Genomic DNA, 20,282 nt, shown 5'->3' on the forward strand with positions numbered 1-20,282 from the left:
TCATGCTGATAGTCGACGGATTAAGAAAAGTTTATAAATTGTATGATCGACCTTCAGATCGGCTCAAATCCTTTTTGCTTAGAAAACACTATTATCGTCAATACACAGCGATTGAATCTGTTTCATTTGAACTCAAACCGGGGGAATCGCTCGGTATTTTAGGCCAAAACGGTGCTGGCAAATCGACCTTACTAAAAATGCTGGCGGGTGTTCTATTGCCCGATCAAGGCAGCATAAGCATAGATGGGAATATAACGGGCCTGCTTGAACTGGGCACCGGCTTTGATAACAACCTCACAGGATATGACAATGTGCTCATCAATGGTTTGTTGATTGGTATGAGCCAGCAAGAAGTTGAAGCCAAACGGCAAGCTATTATTGACTTCTCGGAACTACATGACTTCATCAGCGAACCTATGCGTACCTATTCCTCTGGCATGGTGATGCGATTAGCGTTTGCCATTGCCATCCATGCAGACCCCCAGTGTTTTTTAGTGGATGAGGCCCTGTCGGTAGGTGATGGTTACTTCCAGCAAAAGTGTATTAAAAAAATCAGACAATACCGCGACTCAGGTGGTGCATTGGTATTTGTATCACACGACCTAAATGCCGTTAAGATGGTGTGTGATCGTGTGATTGTGTTGGATCAGGGGCAAGTAGTCGCCGACTGTGATCCTGAACAAGGCGTGAATATATATAACCGGCTGTTGGCAAGAGAGAGCCAGCAGGATCAGTCCTCAACAGTTAATAGAGTAGGGTCACAGAGCTCACAAAACTACGGCTCTAACTTGGCCGAATTTATGTCCATAGACGTAGCCGGCGAAACATCAGAAACCGATGTAGTGTCATCGGGGGAAAAGCTAAATATCAAGCTGCACATAAAGGCCAACACTAACTTGCCAGACATTACCGTTGGCATTATGCTAAGGGATCGCTTTGGGCAGGACATTTTTGGCACTAATACGCACCTAAAAGGCCATTCAATGAGTCTAAAGGACGGTCAAGAAATAACCGTAAACTATGCTGTTATGGCTGCTATTGCAACGGGTAAATACACCATTACCGTGGCCTTGCACTCTGCTGAAAATCACTTAATGGATTGCTTTCACTGGTGTGACCGGATCGCCACCTTTGAAGTTGCAGGGAGTCATGGAGCACCGTTTAGTGGTGTCTGTGACCTGCCTACTGAAATTACCATCGGCCAGCATTTGCAAGGAGATGTAGCATCATGAGGCAAGAAAAAACTCCGAGCATTGATGAAATCATGCAAAATGTTGGCAAGGAAGTGGCGCACCGTGCTGCATATGATTTGGACAAGGCGCCGACCACCCTTACGCCACAATCCGCACCCACCATATCCCTAGAGCCAGTCATTAGTTTTAGTCAAAAATCCATCTATCACCGTGACGAGTTTACTGCCTACGATGATCTTGAATTTGTTGAAAATGCCTTTCTTGGTATATTACAAAGGCCAGCAGATGAGACTGGATTAAGTGATTACGTGCATTTTTTGCGTAATGGTGGAGCTAAAGAATCTATATTGATCACCTTATTATCATCGGATGAGGCAAAAAATAACGCTATCGTAGTGGCTGGTCTCAAATGGCACCGCATACTTAAGCGCTTGCGTAGAATATTGCCTAACAGCCGATATATTGCTGCCACAATAGACAAGTTAGATCGTTTTTTTGCACCATGGTATCGCTCAAACCCAGCCCTGCGTCACCAGCTCAGTGTTCAAAGAGCTGTAAATCAACATGCCCAAGCCACTAGCCTTTATTTAGAGCGGCATCTACAAACCTATGCAGAGCAAGCAGAGCTGCAGGCAGCCCAAATTAAGCAACTGAGCATGCAGGTGCAAGTGAATCAGAGTGACTTGGCTATTAGCAGAGGGCACACTCATAGCCTATTGTCCCGTCTTGAGGGAGATCGTCAAGGCGACAAATTAGGGCCAATAAAATCAAGTCAGTTGAATGAGCAGCATAAATTTGATGCCTTTTACCTCGCCTTTGAAGATGCCTGTCGTGGCACAGACGAAGCAACCTCGTCTAAATTACAAGCATACGCTCCATACATACAGCAGGTAGTTGATACGTTTGGCCCACTAACTAGTGCGGCAGACATAGGGTGTGGCAGAGGTGAATGGCTGGATCTTCTGAGGCAATTTAACATAGCTGCCCAAGGTGTTGATTTGAACCAAGTCATGATTGATCATTGCCTTGTCCAAGGCCATCAGGTTGAGCAAGCTGACGCTTTAATTTGGATGCAGCAACAGCAGCCACAAAGTCAACATCTGGTGTCTAGCTTTCATGTTATTGAACATATCCCATTTAAAGAGTACTACCTTTGGTTTGAGCAATTTTCACGTATATTAGCCCCTGGTGGAATGTTGATACTAGAAACGCCAAACCCTGAAAACGTATTGGTAGGCAGTCATACTTTTTATCATGACCCCACACATTTAAACCCGATTACACCGACTTTTTTGGAGTTTACCGCTAAGTTCTTTGGCCTACAGTTACTGGCAATAGAGCGTCTAAATCCCTACCCCGAAAGTGCCAAAGTTAAAGGGCTTGATGAGCTCACAGAGCGAGTCAACGGTCATTTATGTGGGCCCCAAGATTATGGTTTAATTGCAATTAAACCTCAGGCTCTTGCTGCCCCATGAACATTATAGTTACAGCCAATGCAGTGCCCTTCATCCATGGTGGTGCAGATTATCATATAGAAGGCTTGATCAAAGAGCTGAGGATTAGAGGGCACAAGGTTGAATCCATAAGGTTCCCTTTTCAATTTAATCCTAACTCTGAAGTGACAAACCTGATGGTGTTTTGTGAGTCTCAGAACTACAACTGCCCTAATGGGCAAGTCGTAGATAGGGTAATTAGCTTACAATTTCCTGCGTATGGTGTGCACCATCATAGCCATGTGATTTGGTTAATGCACCAACATCGCGAAGCGTACGATTTGTATCCAAACGACCCCAAAAGCCAGCAAACGGTGTTACGTGATCAAATAGTAGACTACGATAACCGCACCATTTCTGCAGCTGCAAAGGTCTTCGCTAATTCCATCTGTGTTTCAGAACGGTTGCAGAAATTTAATCAAATTAAATCAGCTCCCTTGTACCATCCTCCCTATGCTTGGAAACACTTTTATAACCAAGAAGCGCAAGACTTTATATTTTTCCCCAGTCGGTTGGAACAACTCAAGCGTCAAGAATTACTGATAAAAGCAGCACAGTATTTGGAATCCCCAGTAAAAATTATTCTAGGTGGGAGTGGTGGGCAGCGTGGAGCTTATCAAGTGATGATTGACAAGTTCGACCTAGGAGATAGGGTAAGGCTTATAGGGCGTTTTAGTGAGCAAGAAAAGTTCACCTACTATGCCCAATGCTTAGCAGTATTCTTCGCTCCAAAAGACGAAGATTATGGCTATATTACCCTTGAAGCAATGCTCTCGTCTAAGCCAGTGATTACCTGTAAAGACTCCGGTGGTCCACTTGAATTCGTTGAGGATCAAATCACTGGATATGTGTGTGATCCTGATCCTAGGACTATTGCAAGGGCCATAGATAAGCTCTATGCAGACAAACAAAAAGCTAAGTCTATGGGGCAAGCAGGCTACAATAAATACCATGCCGCCAATATTAGTTGGGACAATGTTATTGAAAACTTGCTGGGGCCTCTGTGAAAATAGCCATTCTTGCCCCTAGTCCAGTTCCCTTTGTGGTGGGTGGTGCCGAAAATTTGTGGATGGGCCTGCTGACGCACTTTAATCAATGTGAAAATGTTCAAGCAGAACTCATTAAAGTTCCTGTAAGAGAAGATAATTTATATCAGCTGGCCAAGGCATACTTAGCGTTTCTAGAGTTTAATTTATCGCACTTTGACATGGTATTGAGCACTAAATACCCAGCATGGTTAACCCAGCACGATAACCACCACGTATACCTGCAGCACAAGTTGCGTGGTCTATATGACACTTATCCATCGCAGATGAGTATAACCATCGACACTCTGCCAGCCGCCCTTGAATTGGTGCAAAGGAACATCGCTAACCCAGCTTCCACAAAGGCCATCGTAAGGGCTGTGCTCACAGATATAGTTGCCTATGGAGAGAATGATAGTGAACACTCAGACATAATGTCTCTCCCTAACCCGTTTGCAAGAGCTGTGGTTCATTGGCTGGATGAGTTTTCGTTTTCAGGGCAAAAAATAAAGTCATTTAGCGCCATATCAAACACCGTAAAAAACCGTTTGGATTACTTTCCAGAAGACAGACCGGTCAGCGTTTTACACCATCCGAGTAGTTTACAACCTGCGTCAGACAAAGGGCAGCTCCGTTGTGGCTTTTTTACCACCAGTAGGCACGAAGGTAGTAAGCGTATAGACCTGCTAATCGAAGCCTTTAAGCTGACCAAAGGCCTGTGGACACTTCGGATTGCAGGGCAGGGGCCAATCACGAAAGAGCTAAAAAAACTGGCGCAATCAGACCATAGAATTGAATTCATAGGCCGGGTGACAGACGCTCAATTAGCGCAAGAATACCGTAAAGCAAAGTGGGTGTTATTTACTCCTAGTCAGGAAGATTATGGACTCATCACCATAGAATCACTGCAAGCGGCCACCCCAGTCATTGCTACTGTCGATAGTGGAGGAGTGACAGAGCTCATCCGCCATGAAAAAAATGGACTCATTGTTGAGCCAACCATAACAGCCCTAACTGATATCATGCAGGCGTGCATAGAAGGAAAATACAATGGCCATGAGTTAGGTCAGCAAGGTCAGGCTGATGTTTTGGGTATAAGCTGGCACCAGTTAACTCATCAGTTATTGCGCGGGCAACGTAGGGCTGAATTAGAGTCAACAAACAAACACTTGGTTGTTGTAGCCCCTTTTCAGGTTTGGCCTGCCCTTGGTGGTGGACAAGAGCGTATCTATCAGCTATACCGCCATCTGGCACCTAATCACAGAGTGACCATTGTAGGCCTAACAAACAGCATAGAAGATGCTTGTGAGACTCAGCTTGCTCCTAATTTTAGCCAAATACTGGTACCTAAAAGCAAAGAGCATCTCGCTTTAGATTTTGACTTAGCTCATCAAACTGGTCAATCAGTCACAGACATCGCTGCAATAGAAGGCTATCGAAAAACGCCAGAACTAGTTAGGGTTCTGGCGCGCCTAGCGCGCACTGCAGATGTGTTTGTGGCCTCTCATCCATATCTCCTATATGCCATAAGGGATGTATGGCGAGGGCCTGTTTGGTATGACGCTCATAATGTAGAGTACACCATGAAACAATCCATTCTTTTGAACTCAAGTGGTCATGAAAAGCTTTTGAATCAAGTGTGGAAGGTTGAGCAGCAAGCGTGCTTACATAGTGACTATGTGTATACCTGCAGCGCAGATGATGCCAAACAGTTGCAGGAGTTCTACCAGGCTGATTCAGGTAAGTTTTTGGTGGTGCCTAATGGTGTGGATTTGCATGCCAGTCCTTTTTTAACTTCGATTCAAAAAGTAGGTCTTAAAAAACGTCTTGGCCTCACACGCTTCACAGCTATATTTATAGGGAGTTGGCACGGGCCAAATATAGAAGCGGTAGCATGGCTAAAAACTCTCGCTGAAGAGTGCCCACATATAGATATATTAATACTCGGGAGTGTTTGCAACCACCCTATATTAGAGGTTGTGCCTACCAATATGAAGTTATTTGGCGTGGTAGGTTCGGCACAAAAAAATACCCTAATACATGCAGCAGACGTGACTCTAAATCCAATGGAGGAAGGTTCTGGTACCAACTTAAAAATGCTAGAGTATGCAGCCCTAGGCACTTTGATCATCTCTACTCCCTTTGGTAACAGAGGGTTGGATTTTGAACATAAGAAACACTTAATTCTAGCTCAAAGGTCAGGCATTTCATCTGTCCTTAACGAGGTCATAAACGACTTTTATGATGTCTCACTGTATCAAGACAACGCCTTTTTGCTCTGCAAGTCTAACTACTGCTGGAGCGTAATTAACCAAACCCTGGGTAAAATCCCAATTCATTAGGCATGCCCTTAGCTACGGTTCTTTGTTGGTATACTTAAAAATGTGACATCTGTCACATTCATTTACTCAGATGATGTGCATCATGCGTAAATTGAGATAGTAATGTCAAAAAATGATTTGAGTGTTAAGATGTATTTGGGAAGCGGTTCTCCTATGAAAAATGGCGTGTTAGGCATTATAGCCTGGGGTATTTAATGGCGAAGTTACGTTATAAAAACGTGTGTATTCTGATAGTAACGCTTTTAATGATGTTAGGTAACTCCGTGCCTGTGATAGCCAGTGATGAAGCCTCACCGTTGGTTGCTGGTCAGGTAGTTTTTGCTGTGGGCGACGCATACGTGGTCAGCCTTTCTGGTCCACAAAAAGCTACGGTGGGCTCCATTGTGTTGGCAGGGGATCGGCTTGTCACTGGCGTTAATGGTTATGTTCATCTGCGCATGGCCGATGGTGCATTTTTAGGTGTTCGGTCAGATTCTTTACTTGAAGTAAACGAATATATGTTTGACATGACAAAGCCAGAGAATGGCCGTGTTCGTCTGTTTCTTAAAGAAGGCACTGTGAGGGCAATCTCTGGCCGCATTGCCGATGAGAACAAACAAAACTTTAGATTGAACACCCCTCTGGCTGCCATTGGTGTAAGGGGTACAGATTTTATAGCTGCTGCAGACCAAGGCAGTACGAAAGTTGCTGTTACATCTGGGGGCATATCGATGTCTCCCTATGGAGAGCGGTGTGTTGTGGTTGAGCTAGGATCCTGTTTGGGTGATCACGTCATCGACCTAAATGCCAAACGAGCAAACTCTTTTCTAGTGGTTAGGCAAGGCCAAGCAGCTGTTCAAGTGCTCAACGGTGACATTGAAACGCTATTTGCGCCAGCACACCCCCAAGAAAAATATGACACTAACATCAACCTGAGTCACCTCGACGATGGAAGTCTCAATGATGACACCTCGCATGTTTTAACCTTTGAGTCACAGAAAAAAATGTCAGAGCAAGAAATTAAAGCCCTTAACTTGTTGCCCTCTGTTGTCGCTCAAGAGTTGCTGCAAATAGATACCTTAGAGCTTGTCCGTTTGTCCAGTGCCGTGGGTGTTCAGCAAGCTTACCGTCAAAAATTAGATCGAAAGGTGGTGAACATTGCAGACGGTTTGTTTAATATTGTCGCTCAAAGCCAACCATTGATGCGTTTTTATGACCAGACTGGCATGCTGGCTTGGAGTGACAGTGAGGATGCGGCCATGTTTGATGAGCGGATCATTGCCATGCAAAAAGGCCAAACCTATGAAGCGCTAATGGCCCAGATTGGCGTGGGCGCTTATTTGCAGGGATTCGGTATGAAAGCAGCCCAAGCAGATGCAGCAATAGGTGCCTGGAGCGACTATTACATTGGCAGTCTGCAAGAACCAATTGCTCAATTAGGGACAAGCAACTTGTACCATCCGGAAGGTTTGAAAACACTTGCAACGCTGCCTCTTAACTCTTACTTTCCACAAATGAACGTAACTTACGAAAGTCACGATGCAAATATCATAAGTTCAAGTGATGGAATGGTTATAGAAGATGTAGTGTTCAAAATTAACCATAACAATGGTGTCTTTGAGGCAAAGATTAAAGTAAGTGATATGGTCAATGGTCAGCAAGACTATGCCGTCACAGGGAGCTTAAATATGAGTGGTATGGTCTTTGGTGCTAATGAAAGTGCGGCACTAGAAGGCCTGATAATTAATGCGACTGGTCAAATAGCTACTATATTCAATTATAACAATGGGAGCGCTCAGGGTGATGCGCTTTTATTGTTTGATGACACTGCTTTATTTTGGGATGAAGCACGCTTAGAAGCATCGCCAGCGCTCTACAAGGCAGATGGCAACGCATTAATTAACTGGGGTCGATGGGAACACTATGCACCACTAGATGATAAGGTCATCGAACGACTCCACCTAGCTAACTTGGACCTAGTGGCCAAAAACTCATATTTTGCGTTGTTTCAGCCGATTACTGCGGCGCATGCAATGCCCATAGGCGATTCTTTTAACTTTGGTCTTGGAAGTTATGAAGCACTGCATGTTACTGAGGGTGGAACAACCACAGCTACACTTACGGATGCTAAGCTCAATATTAATTTTTCAACTGCACAATTTAGCACTCAAATGGATGTGACGGCGCCTAGATTATTAGCACCTATACATCTGTTTGCACAAGGTGAGGTGGGTGTCATTGGGCAGTTGTTATCATCTGCGCTAGGTAGCAACATTAACGTGGCTGGCGCGGTGGCTGATAACGGCAGCAGCGTAGGACTGTTATTAGAACATCTTATTAATGACACCTCCTCAGTCGTAGCAGCCACGGAGTGGATGCCTGAATAGGCCTATTGCCATGGGTAACTCATCAACTTTCAACAAAAAATTGGTAACTAAACAACATTAAAGCTAATAACTACGGAATGCGAATAGGTCTAACTTTTCTGATCCTTTTGTTCATTGTGGCAGTTTCATGGGCGAAAGCTTGGCCAAGTTTTGTGGATCGGATGGAGCTGGTCATCTACGATTGGAAAACCCAGCAATATATGGTTGACGAAGTTGACAATCGCATCACCATTGTAGAAATCGATGAGCGAAGCTTGAAGGCAGAGGGTGGATGGCCTTGGCCTCGGGAAAAGCTTGCCCGTTTGCTGCGTGTGTTAAAAGACCATTACGAGGTCAGTGCCATCGGCTTAGATGTGTTCTTTCCAGAGGCTAAAGATTCTGTTACTGACGCATTTCTTGCCGACGCAGTCACAACTACCCGAACTGTGTTACCTATGGTTTTTTCCCAAGCAAAGCTTGCTCAAGGCATTTTAGGTGAAGCAGCGCAAGTAGAATTGCGTAACACCCTAGTCACCAAACAAGCCCAAGGTTATGTTGCTAATGGTGATTTTTTCCCAACTAATTATGTCGCTGGGCACATATCCCCTGTGGTTGACCCAGACGGCGTTATCAGAAAGTTTACTCCAATTTTTGAGTATCAAGGGCAATACTATGAAGCCCTACCAATGGCTATGGTAAGGCAGTTATTTGGTATAGATTCCCTTGTTGTCGAAAGAGGGGAAACTATTAGTGAGGGATATCGCAGTTGGCATTTAAACTTAGACGAATATAACGACATTTTTTTGCCCGGTTTAGCCCGCATCCCCATTGACAGAAAAGGGGAATCTTTAATTCCCTACCACCATAATAGCGGTGGCTTTAATTATGTGAGTGCCAGCGACATCTTGTCCCAGCGGGTGCCAATGAGTAAAATGGTGGGCACTATTGTGTTTATTGGCCCTACGGCCACCGGTTTGTATGATTTAGTGGCGACTCCAATTGCGAGTCAGTTGCCTGGTGTAGAAATACATGCTCATGTTCTGTCTGCTCTGATAGATGGTCGATTTTTGGCCACTAGCGATAATCAGGCACAGGATGAAGCCGTGGTGATGTTTTTATTGGCATTGATTGCGATCTTATTTGTTCGTAATTTGTCGCCAGTGCCAATTATTGTCACTATGATAGTACTGGGTGTTGCATGGTTTGTGGCCAACCTATTAGTGTGGCATTATGTCGGCCTTAACGCACCCATGCTGCCACCATTTTTCTATTTAGCCTCTTTACTGGTGATGAATTTAGTCTTTAGTTTGCAGATATCGGGTAAACAAAAAGACCGTTTGACAAAGTCCTTCGAGCGCTATGTTCCGAGCGTAGTGTCTCAAGCATCAATCGATAAAAATGATAAGCTTCTTGAAGCAAAAGAAAGGCCTGTCACGGCCATGTTTCTTGACCTAAGGGGTTTTACTGCATGGTCTGAGCAACAGGCCGCTGTAGATGTAAGTCAATACATTGCATTGGTTATGCAGGAAGTCAGTAGTGTGGTGGGGCAGTATGGAGGCACTATTGACAAGTATATGGGGGACTCTGTAATGGCTTTTTGGGATAGCAAGGATGACACCTGTCATGCGCAACAGGCTGTTGATGCTGCAATTGCCATAGAGCTGCATTTTAACAAGGCTGACAGTGTTATTAACCAGCATTCACAGCCCCTCGATTATGGCATTGGCATCAATTCGGGTACTGCAATGGTGGGGCAAATGGGCACCAAAGATAGGGCCAGTTATACGGTAATGGGTGATGTAGTAAACGTAGCATCTCGTTTGGAGGCATTGAGTAGCACCATGGGTTGTCGCATTATTATAGGTTCAGAAACTGTTGAACAATTAGAAAATATTGTTTGTAAGAGTTTGGGTGAGGTTAATTTGCGCGGTCGGAAAAATTCTGTGTCAATTTATACGCCCACCATGCCAATAAACAATATAGGTTAGTCATGCACCAACGAATTAAATGGCTGGCACTAATGCTTTGTATTTGGACCAATTCCGCCTACTCGATATCAGTCATTGAGCACGCAGAAAACCTACTTGCAAGGCATCAGCCAGAAAAGGCATATCAATGGCTAAATCAGCATAAGCAGCAATTAAATAGTTCAGCAAAAGATCTATATGTGTATGGCTTATTGGCACTAAGGTTAGGGCACAAGCGGCAAGCTTTTATAGCGCTCGAACAAGTGGTAACGCTGGCCCCTAATAACTTAGCAGCACAACTTGACCTAGCAATAGCTGCTATCCAAGTGGGCCGTTTGATTCAGGCAGATCGGTTGCTCAGTAGTTTGGCGCAGCGTGAAGGGAACCCTAATGGGGTTGATCTACTGATTGCTCACTACAGAATGAAAATCAACGATCAGTTGCAACCCCTGCATTACATGACCACTAAAGTGAAGTTAGGTGCCGGGTATAACGATAATGTGAACTTAGGTTTGTTAGGAAAGCAAATCGAGCTTGATACAGTAAATGGTAAATTAACTCTTAACATTGATGCTTTAAACATGGCGATAGGCGATCAATATCATCATGCATCCTTAACTCATCAGCGGACATGGGGTAATCCTAATCAAACCGATCAGCCTTGGCCAAACTTAACAATAACTGCCCAAGGTAAAGTCAAAACTTACGGCATTAGCCAACAATACAACACGGCTTCTATGGAGCTCTCTATTGCCAAAGCATTAACATTCCTAGCACAGCCATCACAGCTTTCACTAACCACTCAGCTTCTAACCCTTGGTGATCAAGTAAGCCAAGACTGGCGTGTAAAAGCAACGACATTGCTACCTTCGTCAAAAATTGTAGAACTACAATTGGATCAACAGGACAAGGCATCCATACAGCTGTCCTCTAACGCGCCTTGGTTAGGGGATAGGGCGCAATGGTTTGTTGGGTTAGAAAAATATAAAGCACGTTCAAGCTTTCTAGGCGCAACCATTTCTTGGGCTGTGCATAATGACGTACATTTAGACTCAGGATTGAACTACACTGTGAGTGAAGATGTGATTGCGTATAGTCCAAATGTTTTTGGTGACAAGAAAAAAAAGACCCAAACATTAGTGCTTAACACAAACCTATGGCGTCCAATTGGCAAAAACAAAAGTGTCTACCTAAACCTAATGTGGCAGGATCAAAGTAGCAATATTGCACTTTTCCGCACTCGGTCGGCAGCTATGGAAATTGGCATAACGAAAGAATTTAAGTAATGAAGTGGTTGACATGATGAAAGTGACATTTTGGGGGGTAAGGGGCTCAATTCCAGCCTGTGAGGTAAAGTACGCCCAGTTTGGTGGGCACACAAGCTGTGTGCAGGTGCAAGTCGACGGGCTAAATATCATATTTGATATGGGCACGGGGGCCCCAGACCTAGGTCGGCAGGTTTTAAGCCAAGCTCAAGAACAACAGCCATTGCATATTTTCCTAAGCCACTACCATTTGGATCACCTTAGTGGCTTGCCGTTCTTTGGCCCTTTGTATCAGGCGCGAAGTCAAATTAACTTTTATGGTATGGGTCCAGTAGAGCAGAGACTCAATGGTTTTATGGGGCCTCCTTATTTCCCCGTTAAAATGCAAGACACTGCGTCCACCAAAAACTTCCATAAAGTCACACCAAAGCAGCCTCTTTGCCTTAGCCCAAAAGTTAAAGTGACTTGCCACCCGCTAGCACACCCTGGTGGTTGCATGGCCTATCGAATAGACCTGTCAGAAGAGGGCACAAGCATTATTTACCTTACAGATTATGAGCACGACACTAAGGGTGTCAGTGTGTGCGAAGAGCTAGCTGATTTCTGTAAAGACGTGACATTATTAATTTATGATGCCAATTACGATGAGCAGGAGTTTGCCACCAATAAAGGGTATGGGCACTCCACGTGGCAGGCGGGTGTTGAATTAGCATTGGGTTCAAATGCACATCAGTTGGCATTTTTTCATCATGGTCCGCAGTGTTCGGATCAACTTATCCAAGCCCGAGAAAACATGGCTAAGCAGGTGTTTCCAGCCTCATTCTTCGCTCGGCAGGGCCAGTCGATCCAGTTGGGCTGCTAATTCTGCTAATAAGTTGATAAATCAGGCTTTATGCAACGTGATGAAGGTCACATTATTAGCTTTTGCATGCTACTAAAAAATGGGCCTGCTTGAATTAATAAACGTAACCTTATGATAAATAACATAAATAATAAAAATACTAAGTTTATTTGTCAAAGTGATCCTTATCACCAAAGTTGCATATACTCATGGTACAATAACGAAGTTGAAGATGGTGAAGGAAGTGCGCGTTTCTGCTGTGCCTCCTGAACTGGATCCAACGATAAATGAATTGATCAATTTGTTTATGCTCAGGTGCCAATAATGGTCCCCTGCATATAATTATTTAAGGAGAATGTGTCATGGCGAATGCCCTATACACAGATACAGTACAACAAGTTTATATTGCCTATTACGGCAGAGCAGCGGACCCTGTTGGTTTAGCCAGCTGGGAAGATGCTTTAACTACTGCTAATGGCAACCTAGCTAGTATCATGACCTCATTTGGCACCTCAGCCGAAGCCACTACCTTATTTGGTAGCTTGAGCAATACTGCTAAAGTAAACGCGCTTTTCCAACAGATGTTTGGACGTGATGCAGACACTGCCGGTTCTGCTTACTACGTAGCGCAACTCGATGCAGGCACTATGACTGCCGCATCTATTGCCCTAAACGTTTCTGACGGTGCGACAGGTGATGATGCTACTATCCTGACTAACAAGTTGGCTGTAGCTAAGTCTTACACTACTTCAGTTAACACAGCGGCTGAAATTTCAGCTTACGCCGGTGACGCTGCAGCAACCACAGCTCGTACCTTACTAGCTACAGTTGATGCAACTACGGCTACAGCCACTTTTGATGTTGCTACATCTATTGCAGGTCTTGTTACTACTGCTGAAGCAGCAACTCCTAAGACGCTTGCACTAACTATTGGTGCGGATGCACTTACTGGTGGTACTGGCAATGATACGTTTACTGGTGTTTCGTCTACCCTGTCCTCTGCTAAGACTCTAGGCACTTCAGATGTTCTTGATGGTGCTGGCGGCACAGATAGTTTGAATGTCACTGTTGCAGCATCCTTTACGGGCATGGCAACCGCGGGTTCAGTTTCAAATATTGAAAATATCAACTTAACAAACAGTGGAACAGTTGCTAGAACTTTTGATGCGACCGGCGTTACAGGTGCAACGGCTTATACTATCGATGCAACTACAGGTCTAGTTAATCTTACTGACTTAGATGTTACTCCATCTATTACGTTGTCTAATTATGCTAAGGCAGGTTCGTTCTCGGCAGCCTTTGCAACAGGTGCTGCAGAGTTAACGGGTGCAACAGACGCGATGACCTTTACCATCAGCGCGCTAGGCACAGTTGAAGACGCTGCAACATCGGCAACTGAGCAGAAAATAGTAACTGCAACTCTGACTGATATCGAGACTGTAAACTTAGCGGCTACAGGTGATAACGTTGTTGCACTCTCTGGTACTGACATGCTGAAATTGGCAGTTACTGGTGCTGGTAATGTCAAGGTGACGACTGTTCCAACATCTACCACAAGTATTGATGCTTCTGCGTCTACTGGTAACATTGTTGTTGATTCAACAGCTACTACATCTACTTTGACAAGTATTTCAACGGGTACTGGTACCGATTCGGTTACTTATGATGAAGTAGACGGTGCTGCTAACATGGAGTTGGTCGGTGGAGCTGGTACGGATTCATTAACGCTTAATTCGAATGGTGGCACAGTCCAATATTCAATGAGTGGTTTTGAAACCCTTGCTCTTGGTACTATTACTACCGCTGCTTTAACTATGTCGGGCAGTAATACAACTGAGCTCTCTACTTTATCGTCAGTGTCTACAGTTGCCCAAGCAGTTAGCATGGTAAATATGGGCGCAATTGACTTAACGATTAATTCCAAAGGTGCTACTGTTGATGCAGGTGATATTTCATCTAACCATACAGGTACTACCGTACTAAACTATACTGCTGATGCTGCGTCTGTTACGGCTAAGACAGTACAGACACCAGCCGCTGAAATGACCTTTGCCGGTACTTCTGATTTAACTGTTAACGTTGGTGCTTATACCGACAACTCAGGCTCAGATATCGTGGCTGCTGCAGCTACATCTTTAGCAATCAACGTTGCATCGGGTAAAAACTCTGCTGCAACTCCTGCTGAGCTAACTGTCTTCGGTGGCGACGTAACTGCCGCTAAAGCAACTTCTTTAACGATTGTGGCTGATGGTAAAATTGATACTCCAACTGTTACCGTAGCTAAGGCAATAAATGCTACGATCACTAACGGTGCTAATGCGGGTACCATGGTCCTAGATGCCGCTGTTCTTGAAGAACTCACGGTTGTCTCAGGCAAAACCTTTGATATGTCAAGCTCTGTATTGACTAAAGTTCAAACAGCGGACTTAACCGCCAATGACGGTCTTTTTGATTTAGTCGGTGAAACGTTGCCTGCGATCTCAAGCTTAACTGTTAAAGGTTCTGGTCTTACTAGTTCTGCAGCGAGTACAACGGCTTCATCTTTTCAGGTTGGTAACATCGGTGGTGATAATGCTTATGCCATAACCGTTAATGCAAGCGGCTTAAAGGGTGGTGCTACTACTGGTACAATTGATACTGGTGCTGGCTATGACATAACAGTCGACGCCAATGCGGTAACTGGTACTGTAGTGCTTGGCAATATTGGTGCTACAACTACAGGTACTAACGTAACTGTAAGCACAGCAGGAACGGGTGGTGTGGTTAACCTGGCTACTGTAGATGCAACCGGCGTTACTACTCTTACCAATAGTGGTGCAAGTACATTTGATGTTGGTGCTGTCACTTCTGGGTCTGCTGTTATCGATACATCTAATACCGTTGGTGCCGTTACCCTTGCTACTGTAACAACTACAGCTGGGTTGACGCTTACCAATAGCGGAACTGGCGCTTACACTCAAACGGGTGCGGTTTCTGCTGGTGTTACTGGTGATGTTGTAGTTAACATGGCTGGTACTTTGGGTGCTGTTTCTCTTGGTGCTATGTCTGGTAAGACTGTTAACCTTGACGTAGGTAATACTATTGGTGGTGTTAACGCTTCAGGCACAATCACTGCTTTAACTTCTGCGACTTTAGCCCTTTCTCAATTGCAAGCGAACGGTACTGCTTTGGCTACTGTTACTCATGCTGCTGCAGGAACTGGATTAACTCTTGCTCTAACGGGTGGTATCTTGGCCGATGACATTGTAGTCAACGACGTGGTTACTACAACGGGTATAACAGTAACGGGTGCAATGAACACTGGCACAGATACTCTGTTAATAGATGCGGATGCCTCAACAGCTGGTACGCTGGCTATAAGCATTGGTGGCGTTACAGAGTATGCAACTTCAAGTATAAATGTTACTGGTGCAGCGGCTGCAGGTACTACTCAAAGTATTACTGGTGGTGTTGGTATTGATACCATTTTCTTTGAAACAGCCGATACCTTAACATCAGCTGATACAGTTGTTGGCGGTACTGGTGTCGATGTTTTAAAATTAGTCTCAGCAGGAGCAATAGTTGATGCGGACTTTACCAATGTTTCTACGACAGAAACAGTATCACTTGGAGCAGACACTGATTTGACTATAGGTCCTTTAGGTACTGCAGCCGGTGTTACTCTTGTTAACGTATATGCAAGCACTACTGGTGCAATTGCGATTGATGCGGGTACCTTTACCAATGCTCTGACTATTACCGCAACCAATGGTGGTACTTCCGCAGTTACCATTACGGGTGGTACTGGTATTGACACCATTACGGGTGATAATGGTGTTAACATCATTAAAGGCGGTCTTGGTCTTGATGCTATTACCTTAGGTGCAGCTGGTGCGATAGATACCATTATCATGACAACCGGTGGAGCCATTGCGGCGGACACTGTGGCAACGTTCATCGTAGCCAGTGGTGAGGATGAAGTTCAGGTTGACCTTAGTGACATTAACGCCTTAATTGGTACACTTCAGTTGGCTGACAACTCTGGTCCCGCTGTCGCTGTTGCAACAAGCATCGGTGTGGTAACTGCCGCGGGTACTGCGACTTATGACTTTGGTAACGCGGCTTCTGATGTGGTTTCCATTGCAGGTGCGGTTGCTTATACCGAAGCTACGCTAGCAACTGCTATCGAGCTTGGAACGTCTGGTGGTCTGACCGCTGGTAATGGTTTCCTCGTCATATATGATGATACGGCTAATTCGTACCTAGCTTATGTGACTGATGCGGCTACAACCACTAACGGTCAAAACTTTTCTGATATTACAGTTACGAACATCCTTCAGTTAACGGGTGTAACTGGTGCGGAAACGTTCCTGACAACAAGTTTCGCATATATTGCTTAACGACTTCGGTAGTGTGGATAAATTGTAGGGTGGGTCTGTGATATCAGCCTCACCACTGCAAGGATCCCATTAAAAAACCCTACTCAGATTTATCCCTGAGTAGGGTTTTTTTACACATTTTTTCAAATTCATAAATAAAAGGAGACAATTATGTCTACCATTACCATTGACGACGTAGCCTACGCTGAAGATGCGCTTTCTGATGAAGCTAAAACAGAGCTAGGTTCGATGCAGGTTTGTGATCAAAGGATCGCTACACTGCAGACTGATCTTGCCATTTCTCAAACGGCCCGTAATGCCTACGCCAACGCGCTGAAGGATTTGTTGCCTAAGGCAGCAGCCCCTAAGGCCAAGGCTAAAGCTAAAGCCAAGAAAGATTAAAGTTGTTTAACATGAAGAACCAATAAGCTCACGTGTGTTGGTTCTTTGTTCCTATTTGAGAGCTTCTGTTGTGTCCTCACAGCGTGTTTTAATGCTCACTTTAGGCATTTTAGGGTTGGAGTCCATGCCCATGATGGGGTTCGTTATATTCTTTCAGTAGTTCACTATCCCCCATTTCTTAGTACCTTTTTTAATTGGGTACCAATAGGCCCTGTAGTGCTGTTGCTGACTACTCCCCCAACGTGTTTATTGCTCAGCTCAGACATAAAAGATATTCTTTTAGATGTGTGCTAATGATATTCTTGCCCCCACAAATACACCACGGACTGATTTATGGAACTGACGTTGGAACAAGCCCTTCAGAAAGCTATTGGTGAACACAAGGCTGGTAAGATTCATGAAGCAGACCGCCTCTATACAGCCATACTTCAGGCACAGCCTAAACATTCTGATGCTAATCACAACATGGGAGTATTGGCCGTTAGTGTTGGTCAGGTGCAAGAGGCACTGCCATTCTTTAAAACAGCCCTAGAAGCCAATCCCAGCATAGGTCAATACTGGCTAAGCTACATTGATGCTTTGATAAAGATAAATCGAATCACTTACGCCAAAGCTCTGCTTCTTGAGGCTAAGGGAATAGGAGTCAAAGGTAAGGCATTTGATCAGTTGGAACAAAGGCTTAATGCCCTAAATGAAGTCTCTCCAGACCCGCCACAAGATCAATTGCAGCCTATCATCAATCTCTATACTCAAGGGCAGTTGCAGCAAGCCTTGTCCCATGCCACTAAAATGCTGGAGCAATTTCCAGATTCAGTCGTCCTCTACAATATTTGTGGTGCTGCTAATGCAGGGCTAAAGCAGTTTGATGCGGCCATCGATGGCTACAAACAGGCTCTAAAGATAAAGCCTGACTTTGCTGAAGCCTACTGCAATATGGGTGTTGCCTTGAAGGACAAGGGTGATCTAGATGCTGCAATAGACGTCTATCAGAAGGCATTAAAGATCAAGCCCGACTTTGCAGATGCCTATTACAATATGGGTATTGCCCTGCGGGATAGGGGTGATCTAGAGGCCGCATTAGGTAGCTATCAACAGGCTATAAAGATTAAACCTGACTCTGCTGAAGCCCATTGTAATATGAGTATTGTCCTGAAGGAAAAAGGTGATCTAGTGGCTGCTTTGGACAGCTGTAAACAGGCTCTAAAGATCAAGCCTGAGCTTGCTGAAGCATGGAATAATCTGATCTTACCCCTCCAAGTGATGAAGTTACAGACTCCTGACATCGAGGAGCTCCTTTCAACGATTACTCCGAAGGCAGGTTCTAAGTATGCTCAAATTGCAAAATGTGTGTTGAGTTTTATTCTTTACCAAGGGGGGAGAAACGCTGAAATAGCTCTAAATGAAGTGTGCAGTCTCCTAAGCAAAGCGGACAATACCGTCATCAGAAATCCAGACGTAACGACGAAAGAACCTCTTCCTCAGATTACCGGACCTAATAAGACAGTGGCACTAGTCCATTTTGGAAGGAGTGGCACAGGCTTGCTGCACAGCCTTATTGATGGTCACCCAGAAGTATCTACGATGCCTAGTATTTATTTTAGTGAATTCTTTAATAAAACCACCTGGGATAAAATAGTGTCAGGTGGATGGAGTGAGATGGCAGATCGCTTTATTGAAACCTACGAAGTTCTATTCGATGCCTCCGCTCCAAGTCCGATTGAAACGAAAAGTACAAAGCGTATTGCCAACTTGGGTCGAAAAGAAGGAATGGCAAATGTTGGAGATCAACGAGACGAATTGCTTAGGGTTGACAAGGCCTTATTTCGTGCAGAACTGCAGCGCCTTATGGACCTTAATGATCATCTTGAGGCTTTTGTTTTCTTTAAATTAATACACATGGCCTATGATAGGGTTCTGAACGATTTTAATCATAAACACTTAATGTTTTATCATATCCATAACCCAGATTACTACGCAAAACTTAATTTTGTGCAGTCAGCACCCAATGCTAATTGGGTCATGATGGTACGAGAACCTATACAGGCTTGTGAATCTTGGGTCAGAAATAACTTTCGTAAAAATGAATATACTGATATTCCGACTAAAATCATCTCCATGCTCTTTGAAATAGATAATGTTATTCATCACAAACAAAGGTCTGTTGGAGTACGTCTTGAGGATTTAAAGGAATTTCCTAGAAAAACCATTCCAGCGTTGTGCGATTGGATCGGTATTGAAGAGACGGAAAGTCTTTATGAGATGACAGCACAGGGTAAAAAATGGTGGGGCGACCCAGATAGCCCTGACTACTTAAAAGATGGAATGGAGCCGTTTGGAAAGACCTCTATCAGGCGCAAAATAGGTTCAGTGTTTTCTGAGGACGACCAATTTATATTGCGTACCCTCTTCCACCCATTTAGTGTGCGTTTTGGTTATATTGAGGAGAATGTAGAACAGTTTAAAATAGACCTGCAAGCGATAAGGCCGATGTTAGATAAGATGTTTGACTTTGAAATAACAATAATGGAACGCACACAAGTAGACACAGAGCAGTTTATGAAATCAGGCTCTTATTTATACCTTAGATCAGGCTTGATCGAACGCTGGAATGTACTGGCTGAATTCCATACGTATCCAAATATGATAGAGCCACTAAAATTAAATTCCCCTCAGATCGTTAGTTGACAAACTGAGACAGCTAATCTGTCGCACTGGCCATGAATAATAACGTAGGCACTCCCTATGGCCTTGCCTACCCCCTAAACCATGCCCTTGTGTTCCTAAGGTGTTGTGCAGCCTGAAATGACTACCCTTTTTAGTCTTACGTTGGTCAATTGAAGTGTCCTCACAGGCTCTGTTAGAGGCCTTATATGGGATCCTTCAGTACTATCTTTAGTGCTTGTTTTGAGTGCAAAGCTGGTTGTGTTTGCCTTAAGTGAAGGGTTGGCTACTACAGTTAAGTACCCAGCATTTAGCCCTCCACATAAGGCCAAACACAGGCACTTCTCACGTAAAACTACCACCTAAACCACCAATGCACATCCCATATAA

The 20,282-nt window shown here is 44.4% G+C and carries 11 protein-coding genes; all 11 read left to right on the forward strand.

All coding sequences use genetic code 11. The features are described from left to right. Positions 1–2: 2 nt before the first annotated feature. Positions 3–1,232: an ABC transporter ATP-binding protein gene (locus ABXT59_RS02415; protein ID WP_443637463.1), complete on the forward strand. Its 1,230-nt coding sequence runs from the start codon at positions 3–5 to the stop codon at positions 1,230–1,232. Beyond that, positions 1,229–2,668 carry a class I SAM-dependent methyltransferase gene (locus ABXT59_RS02420; RefSeq protein WP_443637464.1) on the forward strand — a complete coding sequence of 480 codons (1,440 nt, stop codon included), beginning with the start codon at positions 1,229–1,231 and terminating at the stop codon, positions 2,666–2,668. The genes ABXT59_RS02415 and ABXT59_RS02420 overlap by 4 nt, the downstream gene beginning before the upstream one ends. Beyond that, on the forward strand, positions 2,665–3,693 hold the full coding sequence (locus ABXT59_RS02425; protein ID WP_443637465.1) for a glycosyltransferase family 4 protein: 1,029 nt from the start codon (positions 2,665–2,667) through the stop codon (positions 3,691–3,693). Before ABXT59_RS02420 ends, ABXT59_RS02425 begins: the two co-directional genes overlap by 4 nt. Beyond that, positions 3,690–6,053, forward strand: coding sequence for a glycosyltransferase family 4 protein (locus ABXT59_RS02430; protein WP_443637467.1), 2,364 nt, complete (start codon positions 3,690–3,692; stop codon positions 6,051–6,053). The genes ABXT59_RS02425 and ABXT59_RS02430 overlap by 4 nt, the downstream gene beginning before the upstream one ends. A gap of 194 nt (positions 6,054–6,247) precedes the next feature. Beyond that, positions 6,248–8,419: a FecR family protein gene (locus ABXT59_RS02435; RefSeq protein WP_443637468.1), complete on the forward strand. Its 2,172-nt coding sequence runs from the start codon at positions 6,248–6,250 to the stop codon at positions 8,417–8,419. A gap of 116 nt (positions 8,420–8,535) precedes the next feature. Continuing rightward, positions 8,536–10,386: a CHASE2 domain-containing protein gene (locus ABXT59_RS02440; RefSeq protein WP_443637469.1), complete on the forward strand. Its 1,851-nt coding sequence runs from the start codon at positions 8,536–8,538 to the stop codon at positions 10,384–10,386. Between the two features lie 2 nt (positions 10,387–10,388). Continuing rightward, positions 10,389–11,651: a tetratricopeptide repeat protein gene (locus tag ABXT59_RS02445; RefSeq protein WP_443637470.1), complete on the forward strand. Its 1,263-nt coding sequence runs from the start codon at positions 10,389–10,391 to the stop codon at positions 11,649–11,651. Positions 11,652–11,664: 13 nt separating this feature from the next. After that, positions 11,665–12,492: an MBL fold metallo-hydrolase gene (locus ABXT59_RS02450; protein ID WP_443637471.1), complete on the forward strand. Its 828-nt coding sequence runs from the start codon at positions 11,665–11,667 to the stop codon at positions 12,490–12,492. Between the two features lie 341 nt (positions 12,493–12,833). After that, positions 12,834–16,850, forward strand: coding sequence for a beta strand repeat-containing protein (locus ABXT59_RS02455; RefSeq protein ID WP_443637472.1), 4,017 nt, complete (start codon positions 12,834–12,836; stop codon positions 16,848–16,850). Between the two features lie 150 nt (positions 16,851–17,000). Next, entirely contained in the window at positions 17,001–17,231 is a 231-nt protein-coding gene (locus ABXT59_RS02460; RefSeq protein WP_443637473.1) for a DUF6447 family protein, read from the forward strand. Positions 17,232–17,564: 333 nt separating this feature from the next. Then, positions 17,565–19,916, forward strand: coding sequence for a tetratricopeptide repeat protein (locus ABXT59_RS02465; protein WP_443637474.1), 2,352 nt, complete (start codon positions 17,565–17,567; stop codon positions 19,914–19,916). Positions 19,917–20,282 lie beyond the last annotated feature (366 nt).

The organism is Candidatus Njordibacter sp. Uisw_058, from assembly GCF_047730065.1.
Taxonomy (GTDB): domain Bacteria; phylum Pseudomonadota; class Gammaproteobacteria; order Pseudomonadales; family Balneatricaceae; genus Njordibacter.